Consider the following 25,980-nt stretch of genomic DNA (forward strand, 5'->3'; position numbering starts at 1 on the left):
ATGGCGGCTTTATTCATGCTAAAGTTATTTTGATACCTTTCCTAGCAGGCCATCTTTTAGCTCCGACAAGATATCCACCTTTACAATCTGGCCCAGCATAGCCTGGGGAGCTTCTGCTGTGACCCGGACGTAGTGTTCTGTGAGGCCGGTAATCTGCCCTTCTCCGGCACTTTCCTCAAACAAAACCTCCACCGTCTCGCCGATAAAGCGGCGGCGAAAGGTGCCGGCCAGCTCTTCACCCAGATCAATGAGGCGCCGGCTGCGTTCTTCCTTGACCTGGGGAGAAATCTGCTCGTCAAATTTAGCGGCGGGGGTACCGCTGCGTGGTGAATATTTAAAAACATGGATCCGGCTGAAACCGCATTTGCGCACCACTTCCAGCGTCCGCTCAAACTGCGAATCAGTTTCTCCGGGAAAGCCCACCATCACATCGGTGGTGATGGCCATTTCAGGAATCTGTGCCCGCAACCAGCGAATCAACTGCAAAAACTCAGCGGAATCATATTTGCGGTTCATGCGGCGCAGCACATGATCATCGCCGCTTTGTAAGGGGATATGTAAATGGCGGCAGACCTTAGGATAGTCCAGGAGTACCTCTATTAAATCCGGTGTGATTTCCGTAGGCTCAATGGAAGAGATACGGATGCGCCGGATTTTTTCAATGGTCACCAGCTCCCGGATTAAATCACTTAGGGCCAGCTCACCGGGCAAATCTTCGCCGTAGGAACCCAGATGTACTCCGGAAAGGACCATTTCCGAAAAGCCCTGTTCTGCCAAACGCTCCGCTTCGGCGGCGGCATCCTCAGGAGGACGGCTATGCAGCGGTCCCCGGGCGTAGGGGACAATACAGTAGGAACAGAACTGGCGGCACCCTTCCTGCACTTTAAGAAAGGCGCGGGTGCGCTCTCCGCTTTGGCTGGCGGGCATTGCTTCAAATCCCTGTTTTTCCTCCCAGGGCGCCACACAGTTAAGGCGGCCTTTTTTTGCTTCCTGTACCAGCTCAGGAAGCCGGTGGCGGGAATGGGTCCCGATAACCAGATCCACCTCCGGGATTTCCATTATATCGTCGGCAGACACCTGGGCGTAACAGCCGGTAACCACAATCACCGCGTCGGGATTGGTGCGGCGGGCCCGGCGAATCATCTGCCGTGACTTACGGTCACTGAGGTGGGTGACGGTGCAGGTATTAATAACATAGACATCTGCAGTCTCTTCAAAAGGAACCGTTTCATAGCCCGCTTCGCCAAACAGATTTTGTAATGCGGCGGTTTCGGTCTGATTTACTTTGCAGCCCAGTGTATAAAAAGCAGCATTCGCCATTATTTACCTCCCAGTTCCCCCACTTGGTACAGGGCAACAGCAGTGGCTACCACCGCCGCCGTCTCTGCCCTTAGGATGCGCGGCCCCAGTGTAACCGGTTCAATGCCCAGCTTGCCCAAAGCGGCCGCTTCTTTTGCGCTAAAGCCGCCTTCAGGGCCGGTTATTAAGAGCACCCGGTCACCGCGGCTGCATCCTTCCAGGGATTTTGCCAAAGGCCTGTCCTCTTCACTTTCCCAAAAAAATACTACTTTGTCAAATGTTTTGCTCAAATCCAGCACATCTGGCCACTTACAGGGAGGGTTAAGTTGGGGAATTATTGCCCGGCGCGACTGGGCCGCTGCTCCGTGGATAATTTTTTGCCAGCGCTTTTGGATTTTTTCGGCCTTTTTGTCCGGCCGTACAACACTACGTTCGCTGGTAAACGGGAAAAATCCTGCTGCCCCCAGTTCGGTGGCTTTTTGCAGGATAAATTCGGTCTTTTCCCCTTTTAGGACGCCAAAGGCCAGGTAAAAGCGGATGACGGCCTCACTGTCCGGCAGTTCATGGCCCAGGCGGCAGCGCACTTCACCATGGTCCACACCGGCAATAACGGCCCGGCGACAGCTTCCCTTGTCATCGCACAACTCAACCTCCTGCCCCACGGACGCCCGCAGGACCCGCAGCAGGTGGTGCGCGTCGTCATCTGTGAGAATAACTTCATCCCCGTGTACTTGTCCGGGGCCATAAAAGAACCGGCTCATACCTTCAACTCCAAAAGAAGCGCCTGCCATTCACCGGCACTTCGGGTTTGGTGTATCTCATAGCCTTCCCTCTGATACGCTTCATAAACCTCCCGGGCCCGGTCATGGACAATGCCTGAAGCAATGAGGAGACCGCCGGGGCGCAGCACATGGCGGATCCGCCCCGTAATGGCCAGCAGGGCATCGGCTGTTAAATTGGCGGTCACCACATCGGCGGCGCGCAGTTCCTTCCAGGCTTCTTCAGCAAACAGATCGGCGTGGATAAAAGGCACATCTTCCATGTCATTTCTTTTGGCATTTTCCAGGCTGGCGCGAATGGCAGCTTCATCCACATCTACGCCCATAACGTCCTTAATGCCCAATAGCCGTGCCGCCAAAGCCAGAATTCCTGAGCCACAGCCCAAGTCCAGCATGGTGGTGTCTTCAGTGGCTACTTTCTCCAGAATCTCCAGACAAAGCCGGGTGGTTTCATGGGTGCCGGTACCAAAAGCCGCCCCGGGATCCAGGCGCAGCACCTTCCGCTGTGGCCAGGGGTTTTCGTTAAGCCAGGCCGGCATAATTACCAGCTTCTCTCCGATGGGCGTGGGCTGCCAGTACTGCTTCCAGGCTTGCTCCCAGTCGGCCTCGTCTACTTCCCGGAACATCACTTGGGCCGGGGCCAAACCGAAGCCCGGCAGTCCGTCCAGGAAAGACACCAGCTCCGTTTCCTTTTTACTGCCTAAAAAAGAAAGGGGGAAATACCCCCTTATGGTTATCATATTATCATGTCCGGCATCGGCGGCAGGGGGGAAATAATCACCCAGGCCGGCTTTTTTGACGGTTTCCCAGTCCCACTGGTCTTCCACCGCCACACCGCCTGCTCCCAGGTCCATAAGCTTCTCCGACACTGCCTCGGCACTTTGGCGACCGGTAATGACCATAACTTCCAGCCAGTGCAATTTATTTGCCTCCCAGCGCGTCTTTCATCTTATTGATGATCCCTTTATCCTGCGGCAAAACTTCTTCGCCGGCCAACTCCGCATACTGGCGCACCAGTTCTTTTTGCTTACCCGAAAGTTTCTTGGGAATCTTAACCGCTACGCGGACATGCTGATCACCACGGCCGTAGCCGCGCAGATGGGGAATTCCTTTGCCGCGCAGCCTAAAGAGTGTGCCCGGTTGTGTCCCCTCAGGCACTTTGACCCGTGCCTTGCCGTCTAAGGTGGGCACTTCCAGTTCGGTGCCCAGGGTAGCCTGGGCAAAGGAGATGGGCATCTCCACAATAATGTCATTGCCCTCACGCTTGAACACTTCATGGGGACGGACATGGAGGACAATATATAAATCACCGGGAGGGCCGCCGCGTAAGCCGGCCTCGCCCTCACCGGACACCCGGAGACGCGAACCGGTATCCACACCGCCGGGTATTTTAACTTCAATTTTACGTTCGCGCCGTACCTGGCCGTTGCCGTGGCAATCGGGGCAGCGCTCTTTAATGATTTTACCTTCGCCGCGGCAGACATCACAGGGCTTTACGCTGACAAAGCGCCCAAAGGCCGTATTGCGCATAACCTGCTCCTGCCCTGTACCGTTACAATGGGCACAGGTCTCCGGCTGAGTACCCGGTTTGGCCCCGCTACCGCTGCAGGTTTCACAGGTTTCGCTGCGGGGAATGTCCACCGTTGTTTCCAGGCCAAAGGCCGCCTCCTCCAGGGTGATTTCCATATCGTAGCGCAGATCATTGCCGCGCTGCGGGCCGTTTCTCCGACCGCCACGCTGTGCGCCGCCAAAGAATGTGTCAAAGATATCTTCAAACCCGCCAAATCCCTGGAAACCGCCCTGGCCGCCAAAGCCGCCGGCACCAAAACCACCTTCTTCAGCAGCATGGCCGAACTGATCATACTGGGCCCGGCGATTGGAGTCACTGAGCACATCGAAAGCGTCTTTGACTTCTTTAAATTTTTCCTCCGCACTCTTATCGTCGGGGTTGACGTCCGGATGGTATTTTCTTGCCAGCCTCCGGTACGCCTTTTTTATCTCTTCAGCGGACGCATCTTTGGATACGCCCAGAACTTCGTAATAATCACGTTTGGCCATTTGCTCTCCCATTCCTTACTTATCGTTGTTCTTTTCTTCCTCATCCACCACTTCGTATTCTGCATCCACCGTGTCTCCCTGGTCACCACCGTCGGCGGCCTGTTCGCCACCCTGGTCCTCCTGCTGTTGGTACATCTGAGAGGACAGTTCGTGCAGATACTTGGTCAGGTTTTCAATCTCGCTTTTAATGGCTGCAGCATCTTCCTGGCCCGCCACTTCACGCAGCTTGCCAATGGCCGCCTCAATTTCTGATTTCTTGTCTGTCTCCACTTTATCCCCTAAGTCTTTAAGCATTTTCTCCGTGGAGTACGCCAGGGAATCCGCTTCGTTTCTGGCCTCCGCCAGCTCCTTGCGTTTCTGGTCTTCTTCGGCAAACTGTTCGGCGTTTTTCACCATGTTGTCAATATCATCATCACTGAGTCCGCTGGAGGCGGTGATGGAAATCTTCTGTTCCTTACCGGTGCCCAAATCCTTGGCAGATACGTTTACAATGCCGTTGGCATCAATGTCAAAGGAAACCTCGATTTGCGGTACGCCGCGTGGTGCGGGGGGAATGCCGTCCAGAATGAAACGGCCCAGGGTCTTATTGTCCGCGGCCATCTGACGCTCGCCCTGCAGCACATGAATATCAACCTGAGACTGGTTATCCGCTGCGGTGGAGAAAGTCTGCTTTTTAGAGGTGGGAATGGTGGTGTTGCGCTCAATGATTTTGGTAAACACGCCGCCCAGGGTTTCAATACCCAAAGACAAGGGTGTTACATCCAAAAGCAGTACATCTTTAACTTCTCCGGCCAATACACCGGCCTGGATTGCCGCACCCAGAGACACCACCTCATCCGGGTTTACGCCTTTATGGGGGTCTTTGCCGGTGAGCTTTTTAATGCCTTCCTGCACCGCCGGAATACGGGTAGAACCACCCACTAAGATAACGCGGTCAATGTTTTCCGGCTTCAGGCCCGCATCCTGCATAGCTCGGCGGGTGGGCCCCATGGTGGCCTCCACCAAATCGCTGGTCAGCTCATCAAATTTGGCCCGGGTCAGATTGATATCCAAATGCTTGGGTCCTTCGGCGGTGGCTGTAATAAAGGGCAGGTTAATGTTGGTGGTGGTTACGCTGGAGAGCTCGATTTTGGCTTTTTCCGCCGCTTCTTTTAAGCGTTGCAGCGCCATGCGGTCGTTGCGCAGATCCACCCCCTCATCCTTTTTAAACTGCTCTGCTAAATAGTCTATTACTTTTTCATCAAAATCATCACCACCCAGGCGATTGTTTCCGCTGGTGGCTTTTACTTCAAAGACGCCGTCTCCCAACTCCAGGATGGAAACGTCAAAAGTACCGCCGCCCAAATCAAATACCAGAATGGTCTGGTCTTCATCTTCTTTGTCCATACCGTAGGCCAAGGCTGCGGCGGTGGGCTCGTTGATGATACGCAGTACTTCCAGGCCGGCGATTTTACCCGCATCTTTGGTGGCCTGACGCTGGGAATCACTGAAATACGCAGGAACAGTGATAACCGCCTTATCTACGCCCTCACCCAGATAGGCTTCCGCATCGGCTTTTAGCTTCTGCAGCACCATGGCGGAAATTTCCTGCGGTGTGTATTCCTTATCGTCAATTTTCACCTTATGGTTGGTACCCATATGGCGCTTAATGGACATGATGGTTTTGTCCGGATTGGTGATGGCCTGCCGTTTGGCCACCTGGCCCACCAACCGTTCACCGGTCTTGCTGAAAGCCACAACCGACGGGGTTATCCGGTCGCCTTCGGCGTTGGCGATAACCTCCGGTTCGCCACCTTCCATAACTGCTACTACTGAATTTGTTGTTCCTAAATCAATGCCAATAACTTTACCCATTGTAAGTATAACCTCCCGACTGTCAAATTCTATTGTATTTTTTTACTGGCTATTTTGCCACTTTTACCATACTGGGGCGTAAAACTTTATCGTGCAACCGGTACCCTTTTTGCAGCTCTTCGGCCACTTCATTTTCCGGCAGGTCACACTCCACCTGCATAACAGCATGGTGGCAGTTAGGGTCAAACTCGTTTCCGCAGGCCTCAATGCCACTTAGGCCCTGCTTCTCCAAAACAGACATAAACTGCTTGTAGACCAGATCAACTCCGGCGGCCAACGCTTCTTCAGAGCCTTTGGCCTCTTTGGCCCGCTCCAGATTGTCAATGACAGGCAAAAGCTCCCGTACCAGGTCACAGACGGCCTGTCGGGTCAACTCCTGCTTCTCTGCTTTTACCCGTTTACGGTAATTGTCAAAGTCGGCCTGCAAACGCTGCAAGCGGGAAAACAATTGTGCGTTTTCTTCCTGCAGTTTTTTTAAATCCTCGGTTTGCGGCTTGGCTTCTTCTTGTGGAGTATCATCGGCATCCCCGTTTTCCCGGGGCTGCTCTGCTTCCTCCTCCCACTCTTTGCGCTCCTCTTCACTCAATTCCTTTCACCTCACTTATATCTTCCCATCAAAGAGTATCAAGCACTCCGTTTAAGCGGCCTGCGATATGCTCAATGATGGTTATCACCTTGGAATATTCCATGCGTGTGGGTCCCAAAACGCCGATGGTACCCACCGGCCGTTCATGCAGATGATAGGTGGCGGTCACCAGGCTGCAGTCGCTAATCTCGGTGATGGCGTTTTCTGTGCCGATACGGATGGAGACCCCTCCCAGAGATGTCTCCAGGATAAATGACAGCCGCTCGCCCTGTTCAAACAGCGTGAGCAGGTGCCGTACCTTCTCCATATCTTTAAACTCCGGCTGATTGAGAATGTTGGATGTGCCGCCGAGAAAAACACGGCTTTCTCCTTCAGCAGAACAGTCCTCCAGCAAATGCAGCATGTGGTCCAACAGTTCAATGCGGGCATACAGGTCGCTGCGCAGCTTCTTTAACCGTGTAGCAGATAAGGACGAGATGGTTTGTCCCGCCAATTGTTCATTAAGATAGTTAACAATCCGTACCAGTTCATCACTGCTTAAAGCCTGAGGCAAGTCGATAACTTTGTTCTTAATATATCCGGTATCGGTAAGTAATACCACCAAGGCCCGTTGTTCATCCAGGGGAATAAGTCGCATCTGCTTAAAGGCGCTGCGCCGAAACTGAGGGCCCATCACCAGAGAGGTGTAACAGGTCATAACCGACAGCACTTTGGCCGTTTGCTGAATGATTTGGTCGATTTCACGCATTTTTTCCAGCTGGGTAAACACACCGCTAAGATATTCATGCTCTTCTTTGGCCAGCTGTGCGGCATCCATCAGGGCGTCAACATAAAAACGATACCCCTGCTGCGACGGAATGCGTCCTGCAGATGTATGCGGCTGCGTTAAATAACCCAGCTCTTCCAGATCAGCCATCTCATTGCGGATGGTGGCCGCAGACAGATCCATTTGGTGGCGTCTGGAAATGGATCTGGAACCCACCGGCTCTGCTGTTTGAATGTAGTCGGTTACAACGGCATGGAGAATTCTTTGTTTTCGCTCGTTCAAACCAGCCATTTGTTTTCCCCCTTAGTTTAGCACTCTCTTTAGGTGAGTGCTAAAGCTATATAAAAAATACCATTTCCGGCGGAGGTTTGTCAAGGTTCAGACAGTAAGGAACTGGGCAAAAACAATGTTTGCCAGGGGATAACCGGAGGATGAAAGATAAATGCGCTCTGCATCGCAGACAATCAATCCCTGCTTTTTTAAGAGGGCAATTTCTTTGGCAAATACCTGGCGCAAATCACAGGCAAAACGAGCCTGAAATTCGGCAAAGTAAACTCCCTGCATAAGGCGCAGTCCCAGCATCATGGTATCCTCCATCATCTGCCGCCTGGTGACAAAGGTCTCCTCCTGCAGCGGCAGGCTATTCTGCTCCAGGCCTTGCCGGTACCCCTGCCAATGGACAGTATTATGGAACCGTTTATCCTGCCAAAAGGAGTGTGCGCCAAGCCCCAGGCCCAGATAAGGCCGGTTCTGCCAGTAGGTAAGATTGTGCCGGCACACTTTTCCGGGCCGGGCAAAGTTGGCAATCTCATAGTGTTCATAGCCGTGAGACAGCAAGCGGTCTTTTCCGGCAAGCATCATGGACAGCACATCTTCCTCGGCAGGAAGCTCCACTTTCCCCTTTTCCACCAGGCTGGCCAGCTCCGTCCCTTCTTCCACTTTCAGACCGTAGAGGGAAATATGGTCCGGCTGCCAGCGGCAGACTTCGCTCACCGCCTCTTCCACATCTTCTGCGGACTGCTTCGGCAGGCCGGTCATGATATCCACCGAAACAGTGGGAAAGTGCTCCCGGCAAAGGAAAAAGGCCTGCCTGGCCTGGGCTGCGGTATGGGTGCGCCCAAGCAGGGCGAGCCTGCAATCATTTATGTCCTGAATCCCCAGGCTAATCCGGTTAACCCCGTAGGATGCCAACAGCTTTGCCTTCTGAGCTGTAATGGTTCCGGGATTGGCCTCCACCGTCCATTCCGCATCATTTAGCGGCAGGTGCCTGCGGCAGGCAAGCAGCAGATATTCTAATTGAGCCTCCTCCAGAACGGTGGGTGTTCCGCCGCCGATATAAAGGGTTTCAACCACATGTCCGCCGGCTTTTAATTCAGCGCCCCGAAGCGCCATTTCCTTCTCCAACAGCTGCAGATACCGGTGGACGGACAAAGCACTGCCGGTGACGGAAAAGGACAGAAAATCACAGTAGTGGCATTTGGCCGGACAAAAGGGAATGTGCAGGTAAACAGAAGTTCTCATCTTATTCGATGCCCAGCACAGCCATAAATGCTTCCTGGGGAATTTCCACATTCCCCACCTGTTTCATGCGCTTCTTCCCTGCTTTCTGTTTCTCCAGCAGCTTACGCTTACGGCTGATATCGCCGCCGTAACATTTATCCAAAACATTTTTGCGCATGGCCCGGATACTTTCCCGGGCAATGATTTTGTTGCCGATGGCGGCCTGGATGGGCACCTCAAACATCTGCTTGGGGATAATTTCCCGCAGTTTGCCGGTTAATTCCCGTCCCCGCTGATAAGCCCGGTCCTCATGGGCAATAAAAGACAGGGCATCCACCGTTTCGCCGTTAATCAGCACATCCACTTTAACCAGTTTGGACTGGCGATAACCAAGAAGCTCATAATCAAAGGAAGCGTAGCCGCGGGTGCGGGATTTTAATAAGTCAAAGAAGTCAAAAACAATTTCTGAGAGGGGTAACTCATACGTTAACAGGACGCGGCTGGTATCCAGATACTCCATATTCATAAAGTTGCCCCGCTTTTCCTGGCAGAGCTCCATCACAGCGCCCACATATTCGCTGGGGACAATAACCCGGGCGGAAACGTAGGGCTCCTCAATGAAAGCGATATCCTGGTTCTTAGGCATCCTTGCCGGATTATCAATGCTTAAGGTCTCCCCGGTGTGCATATTCACCTGGTAAACCACGTTTGGTGCGGTGGTAATCAGGGACAGTTTATATTCCCGCTCCAACCGCTCCTGGATAATTTCCATGTGCAAAAGTCCCAAAAACCCGCAGCGAAAGCCAAAGCCCAGCGCTTCGGAGGTTTCCGGTTCGTACTTCAGCGCCGCATCGTTTAAGTTCAACTTGTCCAGGGCATCCCGCAGATCTTCGTATTCACCGCTGTCCACCGGATACAACCCGCAATACACCATGGGGTTTGCACGCCGGTAGCCGGGCAGAGGGGCTTCTGCAGGCCGGTCGGCGGAAGTTATGGTATCGCCCACCTGAGTGTCTTTAACATTTTTTACTCCTGCCACAAGATACCCCACCTCGCCGGCGGCCAAAGCGGATGCTTTGGTCATTTGGGGCTGGAATGTACCTATTTCCGATACTTCAAAGACTTTGTCGTTGGCCATCATCTTAATTTTCATCCGGTCTTTAATCCGGCCTTCCATCACGCGGATATAGGCCACCGCCCCACGATAAGAGTCATAATGGGAATCGAAAATCAACGCGCGCAGCGGCTCATCCTCTTCTACGGTGGGCGGAGGAATCTGTTGGACCACCGCTTCCAGCACGTCTTCGATGCCCATACCGGCCTTGGCCGATACCAGCACCGCTTCATCCCCGGGAATTCCGATAACATCTTCCAGTTCCCGTTTTACTTTTTCCACATCGGCACTGGGTAAGTCAATTTTATTAATAACCGGGATAATTTCCAGGTCATTCTCCAGGGCCAGGTAGACGTTGGCCAAAGTCTGGGCCTCAATCCCCTGCGCTGCATCCACCACCAACAGCGCTCCTTCACAGGCCGCCAAACTGCGGGAAACCTCATAGGTAAAATCCACATGGCCGGGAGTATCAATAAGGTTTAAGGTATACTCCTGACCGTCCTTGGCCTGGTAACGTAATCGTACCGCCTGCAGTTTAATGGTTATTCCCCGCTCCCGCTCCAGATCCATTTGGTCCAGAACCTGATCAGCCATCTCCCGCTGTGTCAGAGCGCCGGTATATTCCAGTAGCCTGTCGGCCAGAGTGGATTTGCCATGGTCAATATGGGCAATAATACTAAAATTACGAATATGGCTTCGCTGCATTGTCATCCTCCTGTCGGTCTCCCAAGCAGATATAAATCGCTATCTTTGAGTGATCCATTAAGTTTTAATTATATCATCAGAGGCTAACGTAGACAAGAAAATGTGACCGGGAAGATTTGCGGCAATGCAAGCAGGACTTTTATTGACCCAAGGGCAGCTGCCAGGTTCGGCCGGCAAAAATCAGTACCCAGGAATCATCTTCACCGCGCTTAAGGTGCAAAGCTCCCGGAGTTTCCTGCCTGCCGCTGACTTCCTGCAGGCCCCTTTCGGTAATATACAGCCCGGCGGTAAACAGCAGAGCTGCAAACAAAAAAATAAGCAAGACGGAAAATACCGTTTGCTTTTTCATAATTATTCCTCCCTGCATCTTCATTAACGGTTATTATCCCGTGATGAGGTAGGCTTTATGCAGTTATCAGTTGCCGGAGTTATATAGTTCCGCCAGGGCACGGGCCAGGTACGGCAAGGCACGCCGTGCTTCCTCCAGCGAGTTCTCGTGTCCTCCCACTTCTATTAACAGGGAACCGGGATGAACGTGTTGGTTGTATACCAGCGGGCGCTCCCTTACGCCCCGGGAAATGCCGGGTACCATTTCCTCCAGTTGTTTATGCAAAAACTGCGCTTTTCTGTTGTTTTCCTGCCATTCGGGATGGCGTGAACCCACCACAAAAAGTATCCTGCCCACCGATTGCCCGTCAATCTCTGTGGTAGTTACATTTCTGGCCACTCCGTCCCGATGCAGGTCTATAACTAAATCGGCATCGGGATTCTGCTCCAACAAATCTTTGATGGTTGGCAGCGCCCTTTCATATGATCCGGTGCGGGGGATGTCATGGATTTTATCATTATGTATGACTGGAATATTATACTGGGAGCGCAGCAAGTCACCCAATTCGCTGCCCAACTGGGCAACGGTCTTTGTCAGGTCATCTGTGAAGGTCTTTCCGGAGGTAGGAACAAAAGATTCCGTGGTATGGACATGATAGATGATTACTTTGCCCTCACCGCTCAATGTCTGCCTGAGAGGAATAACGATTCTGGGCGTCTCCTCTTCTTCTGGGTCATTTTGCCTCATGGGCACATTATTAACCTGAGGCTGTTTTTCCAGCTCTGCATCCACCATGAAAGGAATCTGTGAAGAAATCAGGTTTTTGGGGTCGCTTAAGTCACTGAGCCGGGTTGTCTTCTTCTCCTCCACCACAGCACCGGACTCACCTTCGTTTTTCTGAGGCGGCGCCGGCTCAAAACCGGGAATAACCTGGGCTAACATATGCAAATAAAGCGCCTGTGGCAAAGAACCTGTGATTTCTTCCTCTTCAGCAACTACAGTTGCCATGGCAGGCACCGCTACGGGCTGGGAAAAATACCGCACACCGGCTAGTACAAATAGTATGGCCAGTAATAGAAAAATCACTTTTTTGAACTTATACTGTTTTTGTTTACTCCGTTTTCTGCCGCGGACTCTGAAAAAGACACTTCTGGCCACGGGAACTCCCTCCCTTTTCCTGCTGGCTGTTTAATAAATTTAAACCCCTATATATAATGGTATGTTAACAGGCAAAGCTTATGCCTGAAATTTGTCAGCCATTTGTTGGAAATACAATAAAGTATATGTTCCAGATCAAAGAATATGCCTGGCAAGAAAGGCGCGCTCTTTCGGGTTCCTCAGCGCGCGCTTTTCACTACTGCCTACCTTAGCAGCTTCGCTATCTGCGAAGCGTTAAAATTTCCTGGCAGTGCTAAAGAAAACGCAAAGGGCGTTTTGGCCCTTTGCGTTTTTAGTGCAGATATTTACCTGTTTCTTCACTGCGGATGGCCGGATGCATGGCGGCGTTGATACCCCCAGCCAGCAACCTGGCTATATCCTCCACCAGCGTATCGATTTCCTTGGGAGTAACCATCAGGCGGCCGCCGTAGGGCTCCAGCACTTCTTGCATCACAGCCCGTTTATCTCCCTCGGCAATGCTTTGGATAACCGGGTAGATGGGCGAATCCTTGCCCGCCTCCTGCATAATGGCCTCCATCATGTGATCGGTGAGGTCATCGGCAATGGTAACGGCATCCACCACTGTGGGAATGCCCACCGCAATTACCGGAATTCCGATGGTTTCTTGCGAGATACCCATCCGTTTATTACCCACACCGGAGCCGGGGGTTATTCCGGTATCGGCAATCTGTACCGTGGTATGCAAGCGGCTTAAGTTCCGGGCTGCCAGGGCATCCACGGCAATCAGGGCATCGGGCTTTACTTTCTCCACCAGGCCCTGGATAATTTCACTGGTTTCTACTCCGGTTATGCCCAGAACACCGGGAGCTATGGCTCCCACCGGGCGAAAACCCTCGCCCAGCGTTTCCGGCTGCAGCTCCAGGATATGGCGGGTTACCAGCAAATCTTTAACCACTCTGGGACCCAGCGCATCCGGAGTCACATTCCAGTTACCCAGTCCCACCACCAAAACTGTTTGCTCCGGCCCCAAATCCAGCATAGACAACAATTCCTGGGTAAACTGGCGGGAAACCGTATCCTGCAGCTCAGTATTTTTTTGCCGCAGTCCCGGCGCTTCCAAAGTAATATAACGACCCTGCTTTTTTCCCATTTTCTCTTCCGCATCGGGGGTGGTGATATGAACCCTGGTTACAGTCATTTCACCAATATCCTCAGTTTGTGTCTGCACACCGGGGATTTCTTCCTGCACCTCGCCCATCAGCATTTCACGGGCTTCAATGGCCAGATCGGTGCGGATATTACGACGTTTTATATTAATTGCGGTCATGGCGCTGCTCCTCCTTAAAAATTTCCCGGGCAGGAAAACGTTTCTCTGCCCGGGAAATTTGCTAATTTACTTTTTACCTCAGTTCCGTGGGCACAAAAGCATCTATGATGCCAATGACCAAAGCGGCCAGGGCAGCACCGATGATGGTTACGCTCATACCGGGGACCACAAACTGAGACAGATAAATCACAATGGCGGAAACGACAAAACCGATAATGCCCCGGTTATGAGGAGAGATTTTTTTGCCAAACACACTCTCCACCACAAACCCCAAAACGGCAATCACCACAGCCGCCGCCAGCGCTGCCCCAAATCCCAGGGTGGCAAAGCCGGGCAGAAGGAAACTAACCAGCATCAGCACAATTGCGGAGACAATAAAGCGAACAATTAAACCAATCATGTTCTCACCTCCAGTGTTAAATTTGCTGCTAATAGCTTAACCAAACGGCTTTTCACTATACATTTGCACTTTTAGTTGCATTTTCAAGAAACACATGGTAAAATTGTTGTGTCCTCAAGCAAGATGAAGGAGGTGAACGCATGCCCAACACAAAACAGGCCTTAAAACGCATGAGAGTAACCGCGAGACGGACGGCGCGCAACCGACATGTGAAAAGTTCGGTTAAAACTGCCGTACGCCGTTTCGGCGACACACTGGATCAGGGTGACCTGAATACAGCCAGTGATAAATTGCAAGCTGCCGTAAAAAACATCGATAAAGCTGTCAGCAAAGGGGTCGTGCACAAAAACGCCGCTGCACGGAAGAAATCCCGTCTGGCAAAGCGCTTAAACAAAGCTCAAGCTCAAGTAGCAGCTGAGTAATCTACCTATTACAGAGAGCCCGGACAATCCGGGTTTTTTGTTATTTTATTTGTTGTTTAGTTTGGGATCTGACCCAAGAAAAAGCCCGGGAACGTGTGTCGTTCCCGGGCTTGATTATTTCTCAGGCGCTTTTTTCTCCCAACGCCACCACCAGCGTTTCCAATGCCAGAACCTGATCTATTTTACCGCGCTTAATATCCAAATCCGTTTGTAATAACAGCTCCACCGCACGACCCAGCTGGGCATCACTTGCTTTGTAAGCCTGGGCCACCAGCTTCTCCGCCGCATAGGGATGTATCCCCAGCCGTGCCGACAACTCGTCTGCACGACAACCGTTATTTAATAGTTCATGGGCACTGCCCAGCAGGCGAAACTGCCGTACCAGCATGGCCAGGATACGCAGCGGCGGCTCGCCCGCACCCAACAAGTCCTTTAACAAGAAGAGCGCTTTGGGTGCGCGGCCATAGACCACCGCATCCGTCAGCGCAAAAATATCTCCCTGTATAGAGCGGGAGGTGGCAAGCATTACAGTGCTTTCATCCAGCTCCTGCCTGTCATCCCCAAGGTAGGTGGCCAGCTTATCAACCTCATTGGCCAGGCGGCGCAAATCACGCCCCACCCGTTCCACCAGTAAATTTAATGTATGACTGGAAGCAGTTTTGCCAACCGAGGCTACCCTTTTGCGCAGCCAGTCTGCCAGCGCTGCTCCTTTTAGGGGCTCAAAAACAAATACTCCGCCGGAAGCTGCCAACTCCTTGGCAGCTTTGGTGGTTTTCATAAAGTCCCGGGCACAAAACACCACACAGGAAGCGGCATCCCGTCGGGCCAAATAGGCCTGCAGTTTGGCCAGATCTTCTTTGCTGCCTGCTCCTTTGGCAAAATAGGGCGCATCAGCCACCGTCACCATGCGGCTGTCGCCAAAGAGGGAAACTGTATCCACCATATCCAGCACGTCGCCCAGGGCATACTGGGGACCTTCTATTCTGGAATAATCGGTGGACACTGCCGCTTTAGCCTCCATCAGGCCATAAACCGCTGCCACCGCATCCTGCATCAGAAAATCCTCACTGCCTGTAAATATGTATACAGGGTGCAGCGTACCGGCTTCAAGCTCACGTTTTAAGCGCAGGTAATCCGGTTCTTTGCCATACTTTTTCATTGCTTTCCTCCGTAGGTGTCAGTGATGTACATATTATTTCCACACCTTACGGACAATTCCTGCCGCTATTTGCAAGTTCAGTTTTTCGCCTGTACCATGGCGGTGGGACCGGCCAACGGATTGTCCACCCAGGCCGCTTCACCATGCTGTGGCCGGATTACCGGCTCATCCAGATATGGCGGATTGGCCACACCGCATTCCCGGTAGGCATTGGCCAGGTGCTTACGAAACAGCGCTTCAAAAGGCGCAGCCAGATAGTAGGGCATGCTGTCAACCCACCAGGTATAATCACTGCCCTCGGCAATAAGCAGGTTCTCTTTGGCCCGCATCAACCTTTCAGGGGAGATGGTACCCCGCACCCGCTCCAGCATCTGCCGGGCATCAAGCAGCATTTGCCAGAGCCGGTTTTTGCTTTCGCTGCCAATCCAGCGGGTCACGCTGTGATCCACCCAGGAACCGCTGTGCAAATTCTCCAAGTGCCGCCCAGGCGGATGCTCCTGCAAAAACTCGGAAACAGTCACGGTACGCAGGAGCGTATCCTGCGACAGGCGGCTATAAAGTTTATGTAAAAACTCCTGCTTGTCGCCGGGATACCATTCCCAGGCATTTTCCCCGTCCAAAGCCAGGGTGACCAGGTGAGGCCCCTGGCAGTTGGCTACGCTTTCCCGGATTTTATGGAAACGATGAATTAAGTCATCCACGGCATGATCCATGCTCATCTGATGATAGACAAAACCAATGCGGTCGGAAAGATGATGATCTCTGAAGATAACCGCAATTTCACGACCCTGTACCTGTGCAAGGTAGGGCCTATACAATTCATCGGCGTTTAAAACGTGGCCAAAACCGTCCCGGTAGATTTCACAGTTTAATGACCTGGCCAGAATATCTTCATCGGTAATGGTCCAGTCAAACCCGTGATCGGCAAACATGGCCAGCGCCTCCGGGCTCACAGCCTGTTCCGGCGGCCAGATACCGCTGGGCGTGCCGTCAAAATAGCGGCGGTACTGGTTAACAGCCCGCACCGTTTGTTCCGCGGCGTCTTCAGGATAACTGAAGGTAGACGGCAGATGCAGCCCCGGTGTTGCCCGCAGCGCACTGGTGCTGTCGATTAACAAAGGAACAATGGGATGGTAAAAAGGCGTAGTAATCAGCTCAATCTGGCCGCTTTGTGCCAGCTCTTTATGCACCGGTACCACCTGCCGGATTATATCCCATTGCTTTTTTAGCACCAGCGCTTTATCTTCTTCGCTAAAGGACTGACCTTTTTGCTGCAGAGCGGATAATTCCTCATCCTTTTGGCGCACTTCCGGGTCAATCCAGGCCAGGTTGAACCAGACCTGTAAATCCAGATAATCCTGGTCGGTAAAACGGGCCAGGGCAGCTTCCACCGATTCCGGCTCCTTGCAGCGCCCCTGTTTGGATAATAGCTGACTATAGCGGGGCCAGCAGCCGATTACCCGCTCCCAGTGGATATCAAAGTAATGAGAAAGCAGAAAGCGCTTTTCCTCCGCTGAGAGCTCTTCCACCGGCTTCATTACCCGCAGGTAATAATCATCGGCTCCTTCCAGATAATCGTCCAGCTGCGCCACCAATGACGGGGTCAGGTTAAATGTCTGCCTGATTTGCGGGTACTCCCGCAGAATTGCGGCCATCTGATAATAATCCTTGGTGGCATGCAGCCGTACCCAGGGCATGATGTACTCTTTTTTCATGGTGTCCAGATAATACGGTTGGTGCTGGTTCCAGACAAAGGCAATATACAATGGTTTCACTAGTGTACCTCCTTTATCACTTCACGTACCTGCTGGGAGAAAGAAAATGTCTGCGCTTCGCCGGGTTGCAGGCGCAAATCCCAGGCAGGCATCAGTGTGGATCCCTGATAAACCCTCTCCATCCCGTCTTCAGACTGAGACACCGTTTCTATGGGCATACGCCAGACGGTGGCGGGACGTTCAAATGAAAACTCGGTGGAAATTCCCAGCCATTCATCGGTGAGGCCAAACTGTCGGGTCTGATGCAGTTCGCCACGGGAGTCAAGGCGTGCATTGGCCAGCTGCCGTCCCGGCGAAGAATAATAGCGATCCGGCGCCTGTCCCGCCAGAAAAGTAATGTTAAACTCCACGGCAAACATGGTCTCCAGCGGACTGTCGCCGCTGTTTTCCAGCGTATATTCATAGCGTATTTCTCCGGACTGCGGTGTATACCCCACTGTTTTGGACACCCGCACAGGCTGAGCTGTACCGTTTAGACGGACAGTCCCGTTGCGGCTCAGGCCAACCTGTGCCGCTCCGTTTGCATTGGCACCCTGCAGCTCATAAACGGCGCCGGTAAAATCACCGATATCTGCAGCGCCGGGACCGCCGGAGAGCTCTTCAATGGTGGTGCCCGGCGGATAGAAGTGATCAATCAGGGAGGCGCGCCTGTAATTATCATAGACCAACAGGTTCTCAAGGCCCGCTTCTTTAACCCGGGTGATATGATGGATTGTCTTTATTTCGTCGGTGGAGCACTGGCCCTGGGCCATTTCAAAAATATTGCAGTGATACGGCTCCTGCCTGCGGCTTAGCACATCAAAGAGGTTAAAGCGACGGGGCTTAAAGTCCAGCTCCAAAAGTGAACCCCCTTGAGCCGGCGCCACCACAAAGCCCAACTCCGGTCCGCTCACCAGCACCTCCTCGGCGCCGTCATAATCAAAATCTTTTTGCTCCACTTCCACCCAACTCTGCTCGTTGTGGAGCATCCGGTCGGTCAGCGTTTCAGCGGCAATGAGCCGGCTGTAAAGGGCGGAACGGAGAAAATTCAGGTACAGCCCGCCAAAAACACCGTGCCAGTAAGCACAGTTACACTGTCCGGCCCACAGGTATTCCTCGGCTTCACTTTTTTGCGGTCCGGCGGGAACACGGCTCAATTTATCCCGCACATGTAGCATTTTCTTGTGAATCTGGTTGCTCTCCGGATAGCGCACAAAGAAATTGCGCCAAAAACCTCCGGACCACTCCATCATCTCCCGGTAGGAACCGGCAGGCAGATAGATACGGCCCGCAGGGGGCTGCTTTTGCATAAATTCCTGGAACGTGGTCACCTGCAGCCATTGGCTGTTTTCCTGCAGTAAAGAAAAAAAGCGGCGCAACCATTGCTCTTTGTAAACCAGATCTGCCGTTCCGGGCCAGGAACCGAATTTTTCGCCGTCATCGGCCAGCACCACAACCCGGTCTCCCTCAGGGGTGGCCATCTGAGCCAGATAATCTATGGTTTCCTGCGGCTCGGCAAAGGGAATTTTGTAGCGCAGCGTTTCACTGATGGGAAAAATGGACAGGCGGGATCCCGACTCTTCGGTGACATAATAGTGCAGCGTTTCTTCTTCTGTAAAACCTACGTTACGAAAATGGGCGTCATCCAAAACGGTATAACCGATGCCGGCCTGAACCAGCGGCTTGGCCAGGTGCGGCTCCCAAATCCTCTCGGCCAACCAGGCTCCGCTCACATCGGTCTGAAAATTTTCCCGGATAAAGCGGCTCTGCTTGGCAATCTGCCCCACTTTGTCTTCATCGGGGATCATCACCAAAATGGGCTCATAGAAGGCTCCACCCATCATCTCTATCTGACCGGAAGATACCAGGTTGCGCAACCGGGACATAAAAGCAGGGCGGTTTTCCTGCAGCCAGCGCAAAAGAATTCCGGAATAGTGCTGAACCACCTTGATTTGCCCAAACTGCTCCAACTCAGCAATAAAGGGTTCGTAGGCGTTGGTGTAGGTCCGCTCAAAAACCTCCGGCAAATTGCCTTCCGGCTGATGATTATGCAGTGCCAATATCAGGTGAATTTTCTTTGCCTGTTGTGTACTCATCTAAATCTCCTTTTGCACGCAAATGGCGTTATTAGTCCTTGATGATAAAAGGCAGTTTCACCGGGCCCACTCCCCGACAGGTTCCAACGCACAGCTTTGCTGCCTGCTCCAAGCCAAAACGCTCACAAATACGGGAGCGGCTGCGCTGCCGCATGGCCTGCTGCCAGTCGGTCCGCTGCCGGAAATCCCGTACCGCACGCGCCACTGTCTCCTGCCAGCCCTGTTCTCCGTCCTGGTAAAGGTAGCCGGTGGGATACTGGGCATCCGTTGTTTCATCTGTTACCAAACTTTTGGTAAAGGGCGAAGCCGACGTTATTACAATACTGCCTGCCGCCATGGCGGCCAACGCCTCCTGCGGCTTTCCCCGCTCACCGTCAAAAAAATAAAAATCGGTAGCCTGCAGCAGTGTTTGCCGGCGGCTCTCATCACCGGCAGGAGGTAAAAAAACTATTTCCTCCGGTAATGCATCCCCAAAGTAAGGGGGATCGCCGGTAGCCAGCAAATATCCTGTCTTTTTTGCAGCGGCCAACACCTGCTTTTTTCTCTGCGGCCGCGGGGCATCGTTTGTCGCAATGTGGGACCAGTAAGCGGTGTTTACCGCAGGGAAACCTTCCACTACTTTTCCCGCATAAGCGGAAAAAAAATCCGCCCAGTGCTGCGGTTTTTGCCCCATGGACTCATCCACCACATATACGGCTGCTGCGGCGGCAGCGGTTTCCGCCAGAAAAGTTTCACCCAGCTGCAAACTGCCGGCAGGCAACGTCAGCCCCAAAGAATGCAGATCACGCAGCGGCATCTTGCACTGTGTCAGGCGGCAAACATGATAAATAAAAGGAATTTGCCGGTATGCCCGGCAAAGTAAGGCACAAACTATATCCTGAGCGCAAAACAGCTGTAAAAAATCGGGCTTTGTTTTTTCCTGTGCCGCCAACTGCCCTAATGTGGCAGCCACCGCCGCTGCAAAAAAAAGCGGTGATGACTCCTGAATAAAAAAGATGCGAACCGCATCTTTGCCGGCTTCTTTTACAGTCACCGGCTGTATTCGCTCTCCCACCCGCAGATTAAACCGGGCAAAGGACGACATCTGCAAGTCCCGGGCTAAGAGGGCATCATCGGTAAATAAATAAGCCTGCCCCGCTTCAGCGGCCACGCTGGAGGCCAGCGCCAGAGACAGATTATCATTTTGTCCACGACGAATTAAACCAATAATCACAAAAAATTCCGTCCTTTACCTCTCTTGTAGCTACTGTGTCGATGCAAACATAGCTTACCACCGGTACCATTTTTTATTCCGCAATCAGGCCCCTAAAATAACAATTTAGATGCAAATGCATTTATAAGAAAGAATTAGTTTGGCTATACTAAAGTTTGTTATAGAAATTGCGGCAAAAAGGCTTTGCCGGCGCAAAGCCATATAATTTATAACAGTACAAATAAGGATTCAAGGAGGAAGCTATGCACGCACCGGACCGACACGAACTAAATGCGGGATGGACTCTGCCGGAAGCTTATGGCATCGACCGTTTGGTTCTGCTACCCAAAAACCCACACACCCTTTTTGTGTACTGGGAAATAACTCCCGGTCTTAACCAAAAAATGCAGGACCAACACGGACATTCCTGGGGAAAGGGCACACTCATCATACGCTTGCACGATCTGGATATGAGGACAAATCAGGATATGGAAATCAATCATGACGCCGACAACTGGTATATTTCAGTTGATGCGGCAGACCGGACTTATTATGTGGAATTGGGCCGCATGCTACCCGACGGGCGTTTTATTTCCATGCTTACCTCCAACACCGTGCGCACTCCCCGTGATTCCATTTCGGCAGTAATTGATCCCCGATGGAGGATGTTTGCATTCTGGCAGGAGCGCTATCACCGGCAGATACCCAACCTATCCTCCTTTGCCTTGTTTTCCAGAGAAGGACAGTTAGACGCAGAGGAGGCGAAATACGTTGACTAAAGGCTATTTATCACTGGTTCTTCATGCCCACTTGCCTTTTGTGCGGCACCCCGAATATGACTATTCATTTGAAGAAAAATGGTATTTTGAAGCGTTAACGGAAACATACCTGCCGCTGTTGCAAACGTTTAACCGCCTTAATGCAGATAATGTTGACTATCGCATTACAGTTTCTGTTTCTCCCACACTGGCGGCCATGTGGCAGGACGAGTATCTGCGGGAGAAATATCGCGGCTACCTGGAAAGGTTGTTGGACCTGGCAGATAAAGAAGTAACCCGGACCGCCGGTGATGCAGAGTTTTCTCCACTGGCCCGTCACTACCGTCAGCGCTTCCAGGAAGCCTATCATCAGTTCTTTGAGCATCATCAGGGTAACTTGGTCGGCGCTTTTCGCAGCCTGGCGGAATCAGGCAAGGTGGAATTAATCTGCTGTGCAGGTACCCATGGCTACCTGCCCCTTTTAAATACCCAGCCCGAAGCGGTCTATGCACAGCTTTATACCGCCGTTGAGCAGCATACCCGCCTGTTTGGTAAACAGCCCCAGGGCATCTGGCTGCCGGAATGTGCCTATGAATACGGCATTGATAACTTCCTACGGGAGCTGGGCATTCACTATTTCTTTGTGGACACCCATGGCATCTTATTTGCCAAACCCCGTCCCGCCTTTGGCACCTACAGCCCGCTCATCACTCCCGCCGGGGTGGCAGCATTTGGCCGTGATGAAGAATCCAGTAAACAGGTTTGGAGCAAGACCGAGGGTTATCCCGGCGATTTTTATTACCGCGATTTTTACCGCGATATCGGTTATGACCTCCCTCTGGATTATATCGGCCCCTATATCCACCCTGACGGCATTCGGCTGCATACCGGTTTTAAATACCACCGCATCACCGGCACAACGGATCACAAAGAACCTTACCAGCCCCATATCGCTCAACAAAAAGTGGCGGAGCATGCAGGTAACTTTATGTTCAACCGTGAAAAACAGATCGAATATCTGGCCGGTGAAATGGGACGCCCACCCATTATTGTGGCCCCCTATGATGCCGAACTGTTTGGCCATTGGTGGTATGAAGGTCCGGCCTGGCTGGAGGATTTTTTCCGCAAAGTGCATTATGACCAGGATACCTTTAAGACCATCACTCCCAGTGAATATCTGGGTCTGGGACTGCCTCTGCAGGAGGCCGAGCCCAGTTCATCCAGTTGGGGCAGTGAGGGGTATCATGATGTGTGGTTAAACAAAGATAATGACCGGCTCTATCGGCACCTGCATATGGCGGCACAGCGAATGCGCCAGGCCACCGTGGACTTTCCCCTGGCACAGGGCCAACAAAAAGAGGCCCTCAACCAGATGGGCCGGGAGCTGCTTTTAGCCCAGGCCAGTGACTGGCCATTCATCATTTCCACCGGCACCATGGTACAGTATGCCAGAGAGCGTATCGAAGATCATGTGGTACGCTTCAACAGGCTCCATGAGCAGCTTTATGCCAACAATATCGATACCGACTGGCTTGAAAAACTAAAAGCCAAGGATAACCTGTTCCCCCATCTGGACTATCACATTTTTGCCCCCCAGCAAAGCATGGAAAAAGTGGCTACACCAATTAACTAGAAACCAGCACGCCAGGTGGCGTGCTGGTTTCTAGTTAAAGCTTATTTGTCTCAGAAATACTGCCGAAACGAACAAGCAGCCATGCGGCCAATAGACCGAACAAAACATGGTATGCAAACAGCAAAAAAATGTCCTCAGGACGTGGGGGCACTGTTATGTACCCACCCAACGGAGATACGCCGCCAATGGTGATAAGCCAGATAACTGCTCCCCAAATTGCCCCTTTAAGAAGTGCCCAATCCTTGCCGGTGACAGACAGAATATGGGCTAATATAATCCCCAGGACCACACTTACGGACAGATGAACTAACCAACCCAACGCCTGCCACACCGGCAACGCATTCTGCGTCAGCATCTGCCGCATAAAAATCCCACCGCCAATATTAATCAGGCATAACTCACAAACACTGGTTATAAATAAAACTATTGAAATCAAACCAATCACAAGACCGGATACAAACCCGGCGCCGGCGCCCGCTGCTGTTTTATCCAACAAAAAACCTCCTCTTGCCGCCTTTGCTTGCTATATAGTATTTGCTGCAAACGAAGGTTTATCCATTAGATACAGCTTTGCCGGCTGCAAAGCTATAAAAAGAAGCGAGCCTGTTGCAGGCCCGCTTCTCCCTTATTTACCCAGCTCTTGCTGGATTTTTTTAATTTTTTCGGCATACATATCGGTCAGCTCTTCTGCAGTTTCGGTGGAGTACCCTTCACCGTAGACCCGGTAAACCGGCCGCTCCGAATCCGGAAGTACCAGTGCCCATCCTTGGGGATGACGGACTTTCACGCCGTCCACCAACTCCACATCATCGTTTTGGGTCTCTTCAATTAACCGGCGCATCACCGCTCCTTTCACTCCCCAGGAGCAGTCCACATCCTGTTTGTGGAGAAAAAACGGCGGGATACTGTCCAGCAAAGTGGCCAAGCTTACATCTTCACTGGCCATAAATTCCAGAATCCGACCCAAAGAAGCTATGGCATCAAAAGACAGGGTAAACGGATCGTATTTCATGTTTTCCGCTTCGCTTTCTGACAGTGCTTCCATCAGTGAGCGCGGTTCGGTTTTGGTGCGCAGTACACGACCTTTATGCTCTTTGGCCAGCTGCTCAATAACGCCCGGCGCCGTAATGGGCACAGCCATGGTTCCGCCGGCGTTAGCCTTAAAGATAATGAGCGAAGAAAGGGCCATGAACATATCCTCATCCACATAGCGGCCCTGACTGTCAAACAACACCAGGTTTTCCGCGTTGGCATCCATTACCACGCCCAGATCCGCCCCATTGCCGGTAACTGCTTCAGCCACTTCGTTAAAATGATTTTGCAGCACGCTCATGGTCAGCGGCTCACCCGCCGGCAAGGAAATGGTAAAGACCTCGCAGTTTAGCTGCTGCAAAAACGGCACCAAGAGCGAGTACAGCCATGGCGTGGGATAAGCCAGCACCACTTTGCGCTGAGTGTTTTTTAAAACCTGCAGATCCAAGCCGTCCAGGAGCTGCTGCAGGTATTTTTCCGTGAAACTGGTGAGCTTAACGGTTTCGCCAACTTCCAGCCCTTTAATACGTTTAAAATCTTCACGGTAGTAAGCCTGCTCAATTTTTCGCTCCCAGCCTTTAGCCAGATTGAGTCCTTCGGAATCAAAGAATTTTATCTTGGTGTTGGTGTTATCTTCCCGGGACAGCTGCAGATGGATGCCGCCCTTGACATCCAGTTCTTTTACTGCGCGCCGGGTTATGGGGGTAACGGTCTCCCCCAAATCGTAGACCCGGATTCCTGCGGACAACAGGCCGGAAACGGCAGCTTCTTTAAGCATCCGCGAAGCTTTCCAGTCATCACTGCTGACCACCACCTGGCTGCCTTCACCCAAAAGCGAACCATAGGCTACGCTGAGTTTAGCCACCAATTCCGGAGTAATTTCCACATTAACAATGCCGCTGATACCGTCAAAACCAAACAGGCTTTTTGCCGGCTTTGCGCCCCAAATCAAGCTCTCAGAGACCACGCTGCCGCTTTCCACCAGTTTGTGGGGCCAGATTTTCACGTTTGGCTTAATGATACTGTTCTCTTCAATGGTGGTATCATCTCCCACCACCGAGCCTTCATAAAGAGCAGAGTGACGCATAACCTGGACACGGTTGCAGAGCATGGCGCCGCGAATCTGGGCACGCTGCCCGATATAACCGTTACGCCAGATCAGGCCGCGCTTTACCGAAGCATAAGCTTCTACCTGGGTGTTGGGGCCCAGTACGGTATAGCTATCCACGCAGGCTCCGCGGCCAATGCGGGACCCGCTGCCAATCAGTGCCGGCGCGTTAATTTGCGCTCCCGGCTCAATAATGACATTTTCCCCCACATAAACACCGGGAGACTGTTCCCGCTCCTGGATATTTACCTTAACGGTATCCTTGAGGATATCAAGATGCGCCCCGTGATACTGTTCAATATTTCCGATATCACACCAGTATCCTTCGGCCACATAGCCATAAAGAGGATATCCTTTTTGCATCAACAAGGGAAACAGGTCCTTGGCAAAGTCAAACTGTGCACCTTCCGGAACATACTGCAGCACTTCAGGCTCCAGGATATAAATACCGGTGTTAACGGTATCGCTGAAAACTTCTCCCCAGCTGGGTTTCTCCAGAAATTGCGTAATCCGGCCTTCATCATTGGCAATAACCACACCATACTCCAGAGGAGTTTCCACTGAAGTCAAAACCAGTGTGGCCACACCTCCTTTGGCACGATGGAACTCAATGGCCTTTTGCAAGTCAAAATCGGTCAGCGCATCACCGCTGATAACAATGAAGGTTTCATCCAGAAAGGAACCGGAGTTTTTCACGCTGCCTGCGGTGCCAAGTGGTGAGTCCTCAATGAAATACCGCATATTTACGCCAAACTCCCGGCCGTCTCCAAAATAATTCTCGATTTGTTCCGGCAGATACTGCAGGGTGACACCTATTTCCTTAAGATCATAACTCTTTAAAAGTGACACGATATGCTCCATCATGGGCCGGTTCATGATAGGCACCATGGGCTTGGGCCGGTCGCAAGTCAAAGGACGCAGGCGGGACCCCTGTCCTCCGGCCATAATAATAGCTTTCATATAGATTCCCCCTTGATAAGGAAGTTTTGGG

22 protein-coding genes are annotated in these 25,980 nt (G+C 52.1%); 3 read left to right on the top strand and 19 right to left on the bottom strand.

Annotated features, from left to right (window positions below; genetic code table 11):
* Positions 1-24: 24 nt before the first annotated feature.
* From mtaB to DEALDRAFT_RS04610, 13 genes are all read right to left on the bottom strand, one after another.
* Entirely contained in the window at positions 25-1,320 is a 1,296-nt protein-coding gene (mtaB, locus tag DEALDRAFT_RS04550) for a tRNA (N(6)-L-threonylcarbamoyladenosine(37)-C(2))-methylthiotransferase MtaB (protein WP_008515315.1), read from the bottom strand.
* On the bottom strand, positions 1,320-2,060 hold the full coding sequence (locus tag DEALDRAFT_RS04555; RefSeq protein WP_008515317.1) for an RsmE family RNA methyltransferase: 741 nt from the start codon (positions 2,058-2,060) through the stop codon (positions 1,320-1,322). The genes mtaB and DEALDRAFT_RS04555 overlap by 1 nt, the downstream gene beginning before the upstream one ends.
* A complete protein-coding gene (gene prmA, locus DEALDRAFT_RS04560) occupies positions 2,057-2,998 on the bottom strand; it encodes a 50S ribosomal protein L11 methyltransferase (protein WP_008515318.1) in 942 nt (313 codons plus the stop codon). Before prmA ends, DEALDRAFT_RS04555 begins: the two co-directional genes overlap by 4 nt.
* Before the next feature lies 1 nt (position 2,999).
* Complete coding sequence (gene dnaJ, locus DEALDRAFT_RS04565) at positions 3,000-4,136, bottom strand: molecular chaperone DnaJ (protein ID WP_008515321.1); 1,137 nt, start codon at positions 4,134-4,136, stop codon at positions 3,000-3,002.
* Between the two features lie 15 nt (positions 4,137-4,151).
* On the bottom strand, positions 4,152-5,990 hold the full coding sequence (gene dnaK, locus DEALDRAFT_RS04570) for a molecular chaperone DnaK (RefSeq protein WP_008515323.1): 1,839 nt from the start codon (positions 5,988-5,990) through the stop codon (positions 4,152-4,154).
* A gap of 49 nt (positions 5,991-6,039) precedes the next feature.
* On the bottom strand, positions 6,040-6,576 hold the full coding sequence (gene grpE, locus DEALDRAFT_RS04575; RefSeq protein ID WP_008515325.1) for a nucleotide exchange factor GrpE: 537 nt from the start codon (positions 6,574-6,576) through the stop codon (positions 6,040-6,042).
* A 28-nt stretch (positions 6,577-6,604) separates the two neighbouring features.
* A complete protein-coding gene (hrcA, locus tag DEALDRAFT_RS04580; RefSeq protein ID WP_008515327.1) occupies positions 6,605-7,633 on the bottom strand; it encodes a heat-inducible transcriptional repressor HrcA in 1,029 nt (342 codons plus the stop codon).
* 87 nt (positions 7,634-7,720) lie between these two features.
* Positions 7,721-8,863 carry a radical SAM family heme chaperone HemW gene (gene hemW / locus DEALDRAFT_RS04585; RefSeq protein ID WP_040378465.1) on the bottom strand — a complete coding sequence of 381 codons (1,143 nt, stop codon included), beginning with the start codon at positions 8,861-8,863 and terminating at the stop codon, positions 7,721-7,723.
* 1 nt (position 8,864) lies between these two features.
* Positions 8,865-10,661, bottom strand: coding sequence for a translation elongation factor 4 (gene lepA, locus DEALDRAFT_RS04590; RefSeq protein ID WP_008515330.1), 1,797 nt, complete (start codon positions 10,659-10,661; stop codon positions 8,865-8,867).
* A 139-nt stretch (positions 10,662-10,800) separates the two neighbouring features.
* Positions 10,801-11,010 (bottom strand): hypothetical protein, encoded by a 210-nt coding sequence (locus tag DEALDRAFT_RS04595; RefSeq protein ID WP_008515332.1) that lies wholly within the window; start codon positions 11,008-11,010, stop codon positions 10,801-10,803.
* Positions 11,011-11,076: 66 nt separating this feature from the next.
* Complete coding sequence (gene spoIIP / locus DEALDRAFT_RS04600; RefSeq protein WP_008515333.1) at positions 11,077-12,147, bottom strand: stage II sporulation protein P; 1,071 nt, start codon at positions 12,145-12,147, stop codon at positions 11,077-11,079.
* Positions 12,148-12,439: 292 nt separating this feature from the next.
* Positions 12,440-13,435 (bottom strand): GPR endopeptidase, encoded by a 996-nt coding sequence (gpr, locus tag DEALDRAFT_RS04605; RefSeq protein ID WP_008515335.1) that lies wholly within the window; start codon positions 13,433-13,435, stop codon positions 12,440-12,442.
* Between the two features lie 73 nt (positions 13,436-13,508).
* Complete coding sequence (locus tag DEALDRAFT_RS04610) at positions 13,509-13,835, bottom strand: phage holin family protein (protein WP_008515337.1); 327 nt, start codon at positions 13,833-13,835, stop codon at positions 13,509-13,511.
* Between the two features lie 140 nt (positions 13,836-13,975).
* Here DEALDRAFT_RS04610 and rpsT point away from each other — a divergent pair, with 140 nt between their 5' ends.
* Entirely contained in the window at positions 13,976-14,257 is a 282-nt protein-coding gene (gene rpsT, locus DEALDRAFT_RS04615; RefSeq protein ID WP_008515339.1) for a 30S ribosomal protein S20, read from the top strand.
* Between the two features lie 121 nt (positions 14,258-14,378).
* Here the strand turns inward: rpsT and holA are convergent, their stop codons facing one another.
* The 4 genes from holA to DEALDRAFT_RS04635 form a co-directional block, all read right to left on the bottom strand.
* On the bottom strand, positions 14,379-15,416 hold the full coding sequence (gene holA, locus DEALDRAFT_RS04620; RefSeq protein ID WP_008515341.1) for a DNA polymerase III subunit delta: 1,038 nt from the start codon (positions 15,414-15,416) through the stop codon (positions 14,379-14,381).
* Positions 15,417-15,493: 77 nt separating this feature from the next.
* Positions 15,494-17,191, bottom strand: coding sequence for a glycoside hydrolase family 57 protein (locus DEALDRAFT_RS04625; RefSeq protein WP_008515343.1), 1,698 nt, complete (start codon positions 17,189-17,191; stop codon positions 15,494-15,496).
* Positions 17,191-19,266 (bottom strand): alpha-amylase/4-alpha-glucanotransferase domain-containing protein, encoded by a 2,076-nt coding sequence (locus DEALDRAFT_RS04630; protein WP_008515344.1) that lies wholly within the window; start codon positions 19,264-19,266, stop codon positions 17,191-17,193. Before DEALDRAFT_RS04630 ends, DEALDRAFT_RS04625 begins: the two co-directional genes overlap by 1 nt.
* Before the next feature lie 31 nt (positions 19,267-19,297).
* Positions 19,298-20,479, bottom strand: coding sequence for a glycosyltransferase family protein (locus tag DEALDRAFT_RS04635; RefSeq protein WP_008515346.1), 1,182 nt, complete (start codon positions 20,477-20,479; stop codon positions 19,298-19,300).
* A gap of 242 nt (positions 20,480-20,721) precedes the next feature.
* On the opposite strand from DEALDRAFT_RS04635, the gene DEALDRAFT_RS04640 reads away from it, so the two are divergent.
* Together DEALDRAFT_RS04640 and DEALDRAFT_RS04645 are read left to right on the top strand one after the other, a co-directional pair.
* Positions 20,722-21,237, top strand: coding sequence for a DUF4912 domain-containing protein (locus DEALDRAFT_RS04640; protein ID WP_008515348.1), 516 nt, complete (start codon positions 20,722-20,724; stop codon positions 21,235-21,237).
* The gene (locus DEALDRAFT_RS04645; protein WP_008515350.1) at positions 21,230-22,849 is read left to right on the top strand and encodes a glycoside hydrolase family 57 protein; all 1,620 of its coding nucleotides are present in this window, start codon (positions 21,230-21,232) and stop codon (positions 22,847-22,849) included. Before DEALDRAFT_RS04640 ends, DEALDRAFT_RS04645 begins: the two co-directional genes overlap by 8 nt.
* 34 nt (positions 22,850-22,883) lie before the next feature.
* On the opposite strand, the gene DEALDRAFT_RS04650 is transcribed toward DEALDRAFT_RS04645, so the two are convergent.
* Both DEALDRAFT_RS04650 and DEALDRAFT_RS04655 read right to left on the bottom strand, forming a co-directional pair.
* Positions 22,884-23,342 (bottom strand): hypothetical protein, encoded by a 459-nt coding sequence (locus DEALDRAFT_RS04650; RefSeq protein WP_008515352.1) that lies wholly within the window; start codon positions 23,340-23,342, stop codon positions 22,884-22,886.
* A 132-nt stretch (positions 23,343-23,474) separates the two neighbouring features.
* Complete coding sequence (locus DEALDRAFT_RS04655; RefSeq protein ID WP_008515353.1) at positions 23,475-25,949, bottom strand: sugar phosphate nucleotidyltransferase; 2,475 nt, start codon at positions 25,947-25,949, stop codon at positions 23,475-23,477.
* Positions 25,950-25,980: the final 31 nt, after the last annotated feature.

Source organism: Dethiobacter alkaliphilus AHT 1, from assembly GCF_000174415.1.
GTDB lineage: Bacteria > Bacillota > Dethiobacteria > Dethiobacterales > Dethiobacteraceae > Dethiobacter > Dethiobacter alkaliphilus.

What these genes read in the sequence shown, in the direction of transcription:
- DEALDRAFT_RS04640 (WP_008515348.1), top strand. Translation starts at nt 20,722, where the DNA reads ATGCACGCACCGGACCGACACGAACTAAATGCGGGATGGACTCTGCCG.
- DEALDRAFT_RS04595 (WP_008515332.1), bottom strand. Translation starts at nt 11,010, where the DNA reads ATGAAAAAGCAAACGGTATTTTCCGTCTTGCTTATTTTTTTGTTTGCA.
- DEALDRAFT_RS04630 (WP_008515344.1), bottom strand. Translation starts at nt 19,266, where the DNA reads ATGAGTACACAACAGGCAAAGAAAATTCACCTGATATTGGCACTGCAT.
- DEALDRAFT_RS04555 (WP_008515317.1), bottom strand. Translation starts at nt 2,060, where the DNA reads ATGAGCCGGTTCTTTTATGGCCCCGGACAAGTACACGGGGATGAAGTT.
- holA (WP_008515341.1), bottom strand. Translation starts at nt 15,416, where the DNA reads ATGAAAAAGTATGGCAAAGAACCGGATTACCTGCGCTTAAAACGTGAG.
- DEALDRAFT_RS04655 (WP_008515353.1), bottom strand. Translation starts at nt 25,949, where the DNA reads ATGAAAGCTATTATTATGGCCGGAGGACAGGGGTCCCGCCTGCGTCCT.
- gpr (WP_008515335.1), bottom strand. Translation starts at nt 13,435, where the DNA reads ATGACCGCAATTAATATAAAACGTCGTAATATCCGCACCGATCTGGCC.
- dnaJ (WP_008515321.1), bottom strand. Translation starts at nt 4,136, where the DNA reads ATGGCCAAACGTGATTATTACGAAGTTCTGGGCGTATCCAAAGATGCG.
- DEALDRAFT_RS04610 (WP_008515337.1), bottom strand. Translation starts at nt 13,835, where the DNA reads ATGATTGGTTTAATTGTTCGCTTTATTGTCTCCGCAATTGTGCTGATG.
- lepA (WP_008515330.1), bottom strand. Translation starts at nt 10,661, where the DNA reads ATGCAGCGAAGCCATATTCGTAATTTTAGTATTATTGCCCATATTGAC.
- dnaK (WP_008515323.1), bottom strand. Translation starts at nt 5,990, where the DNA reads ATGGGTAAAGTTATTGGCATTGATTTAGGAACAACAAATTCAGTAGTA.
- hrcA (WP_008515327.1), bottom strand. Translation starts at nt 7,633, where the DNA reads ATGGCTGGTTTGAACGAGCGAAAACAAAGAATTCTCCATGCCGTTGTA.
- rpsT (WP_008515339.1), top strand. Translation starts at nt 13,976, where the DNA reads ATGCCCAACACAAAACAGGCCTTAAAACGCATGAGAGTAACCGCGAGA.
- hemW (WP_040378465.1), bottom strand. Translation starts at nt 8,863, where the DNA reads ATGAGAACTTCTGTTTACCTGCACATTCCCTTTTGTCCGGCCAAATGC.
- mtaB (WP_008515315.1), bottom strand. Translation starts at nt 1,320, where the DNA reads ATGGCGAATGCTGCTTTTTATACACTGGGCTGCAAAGTAAATCAGACC.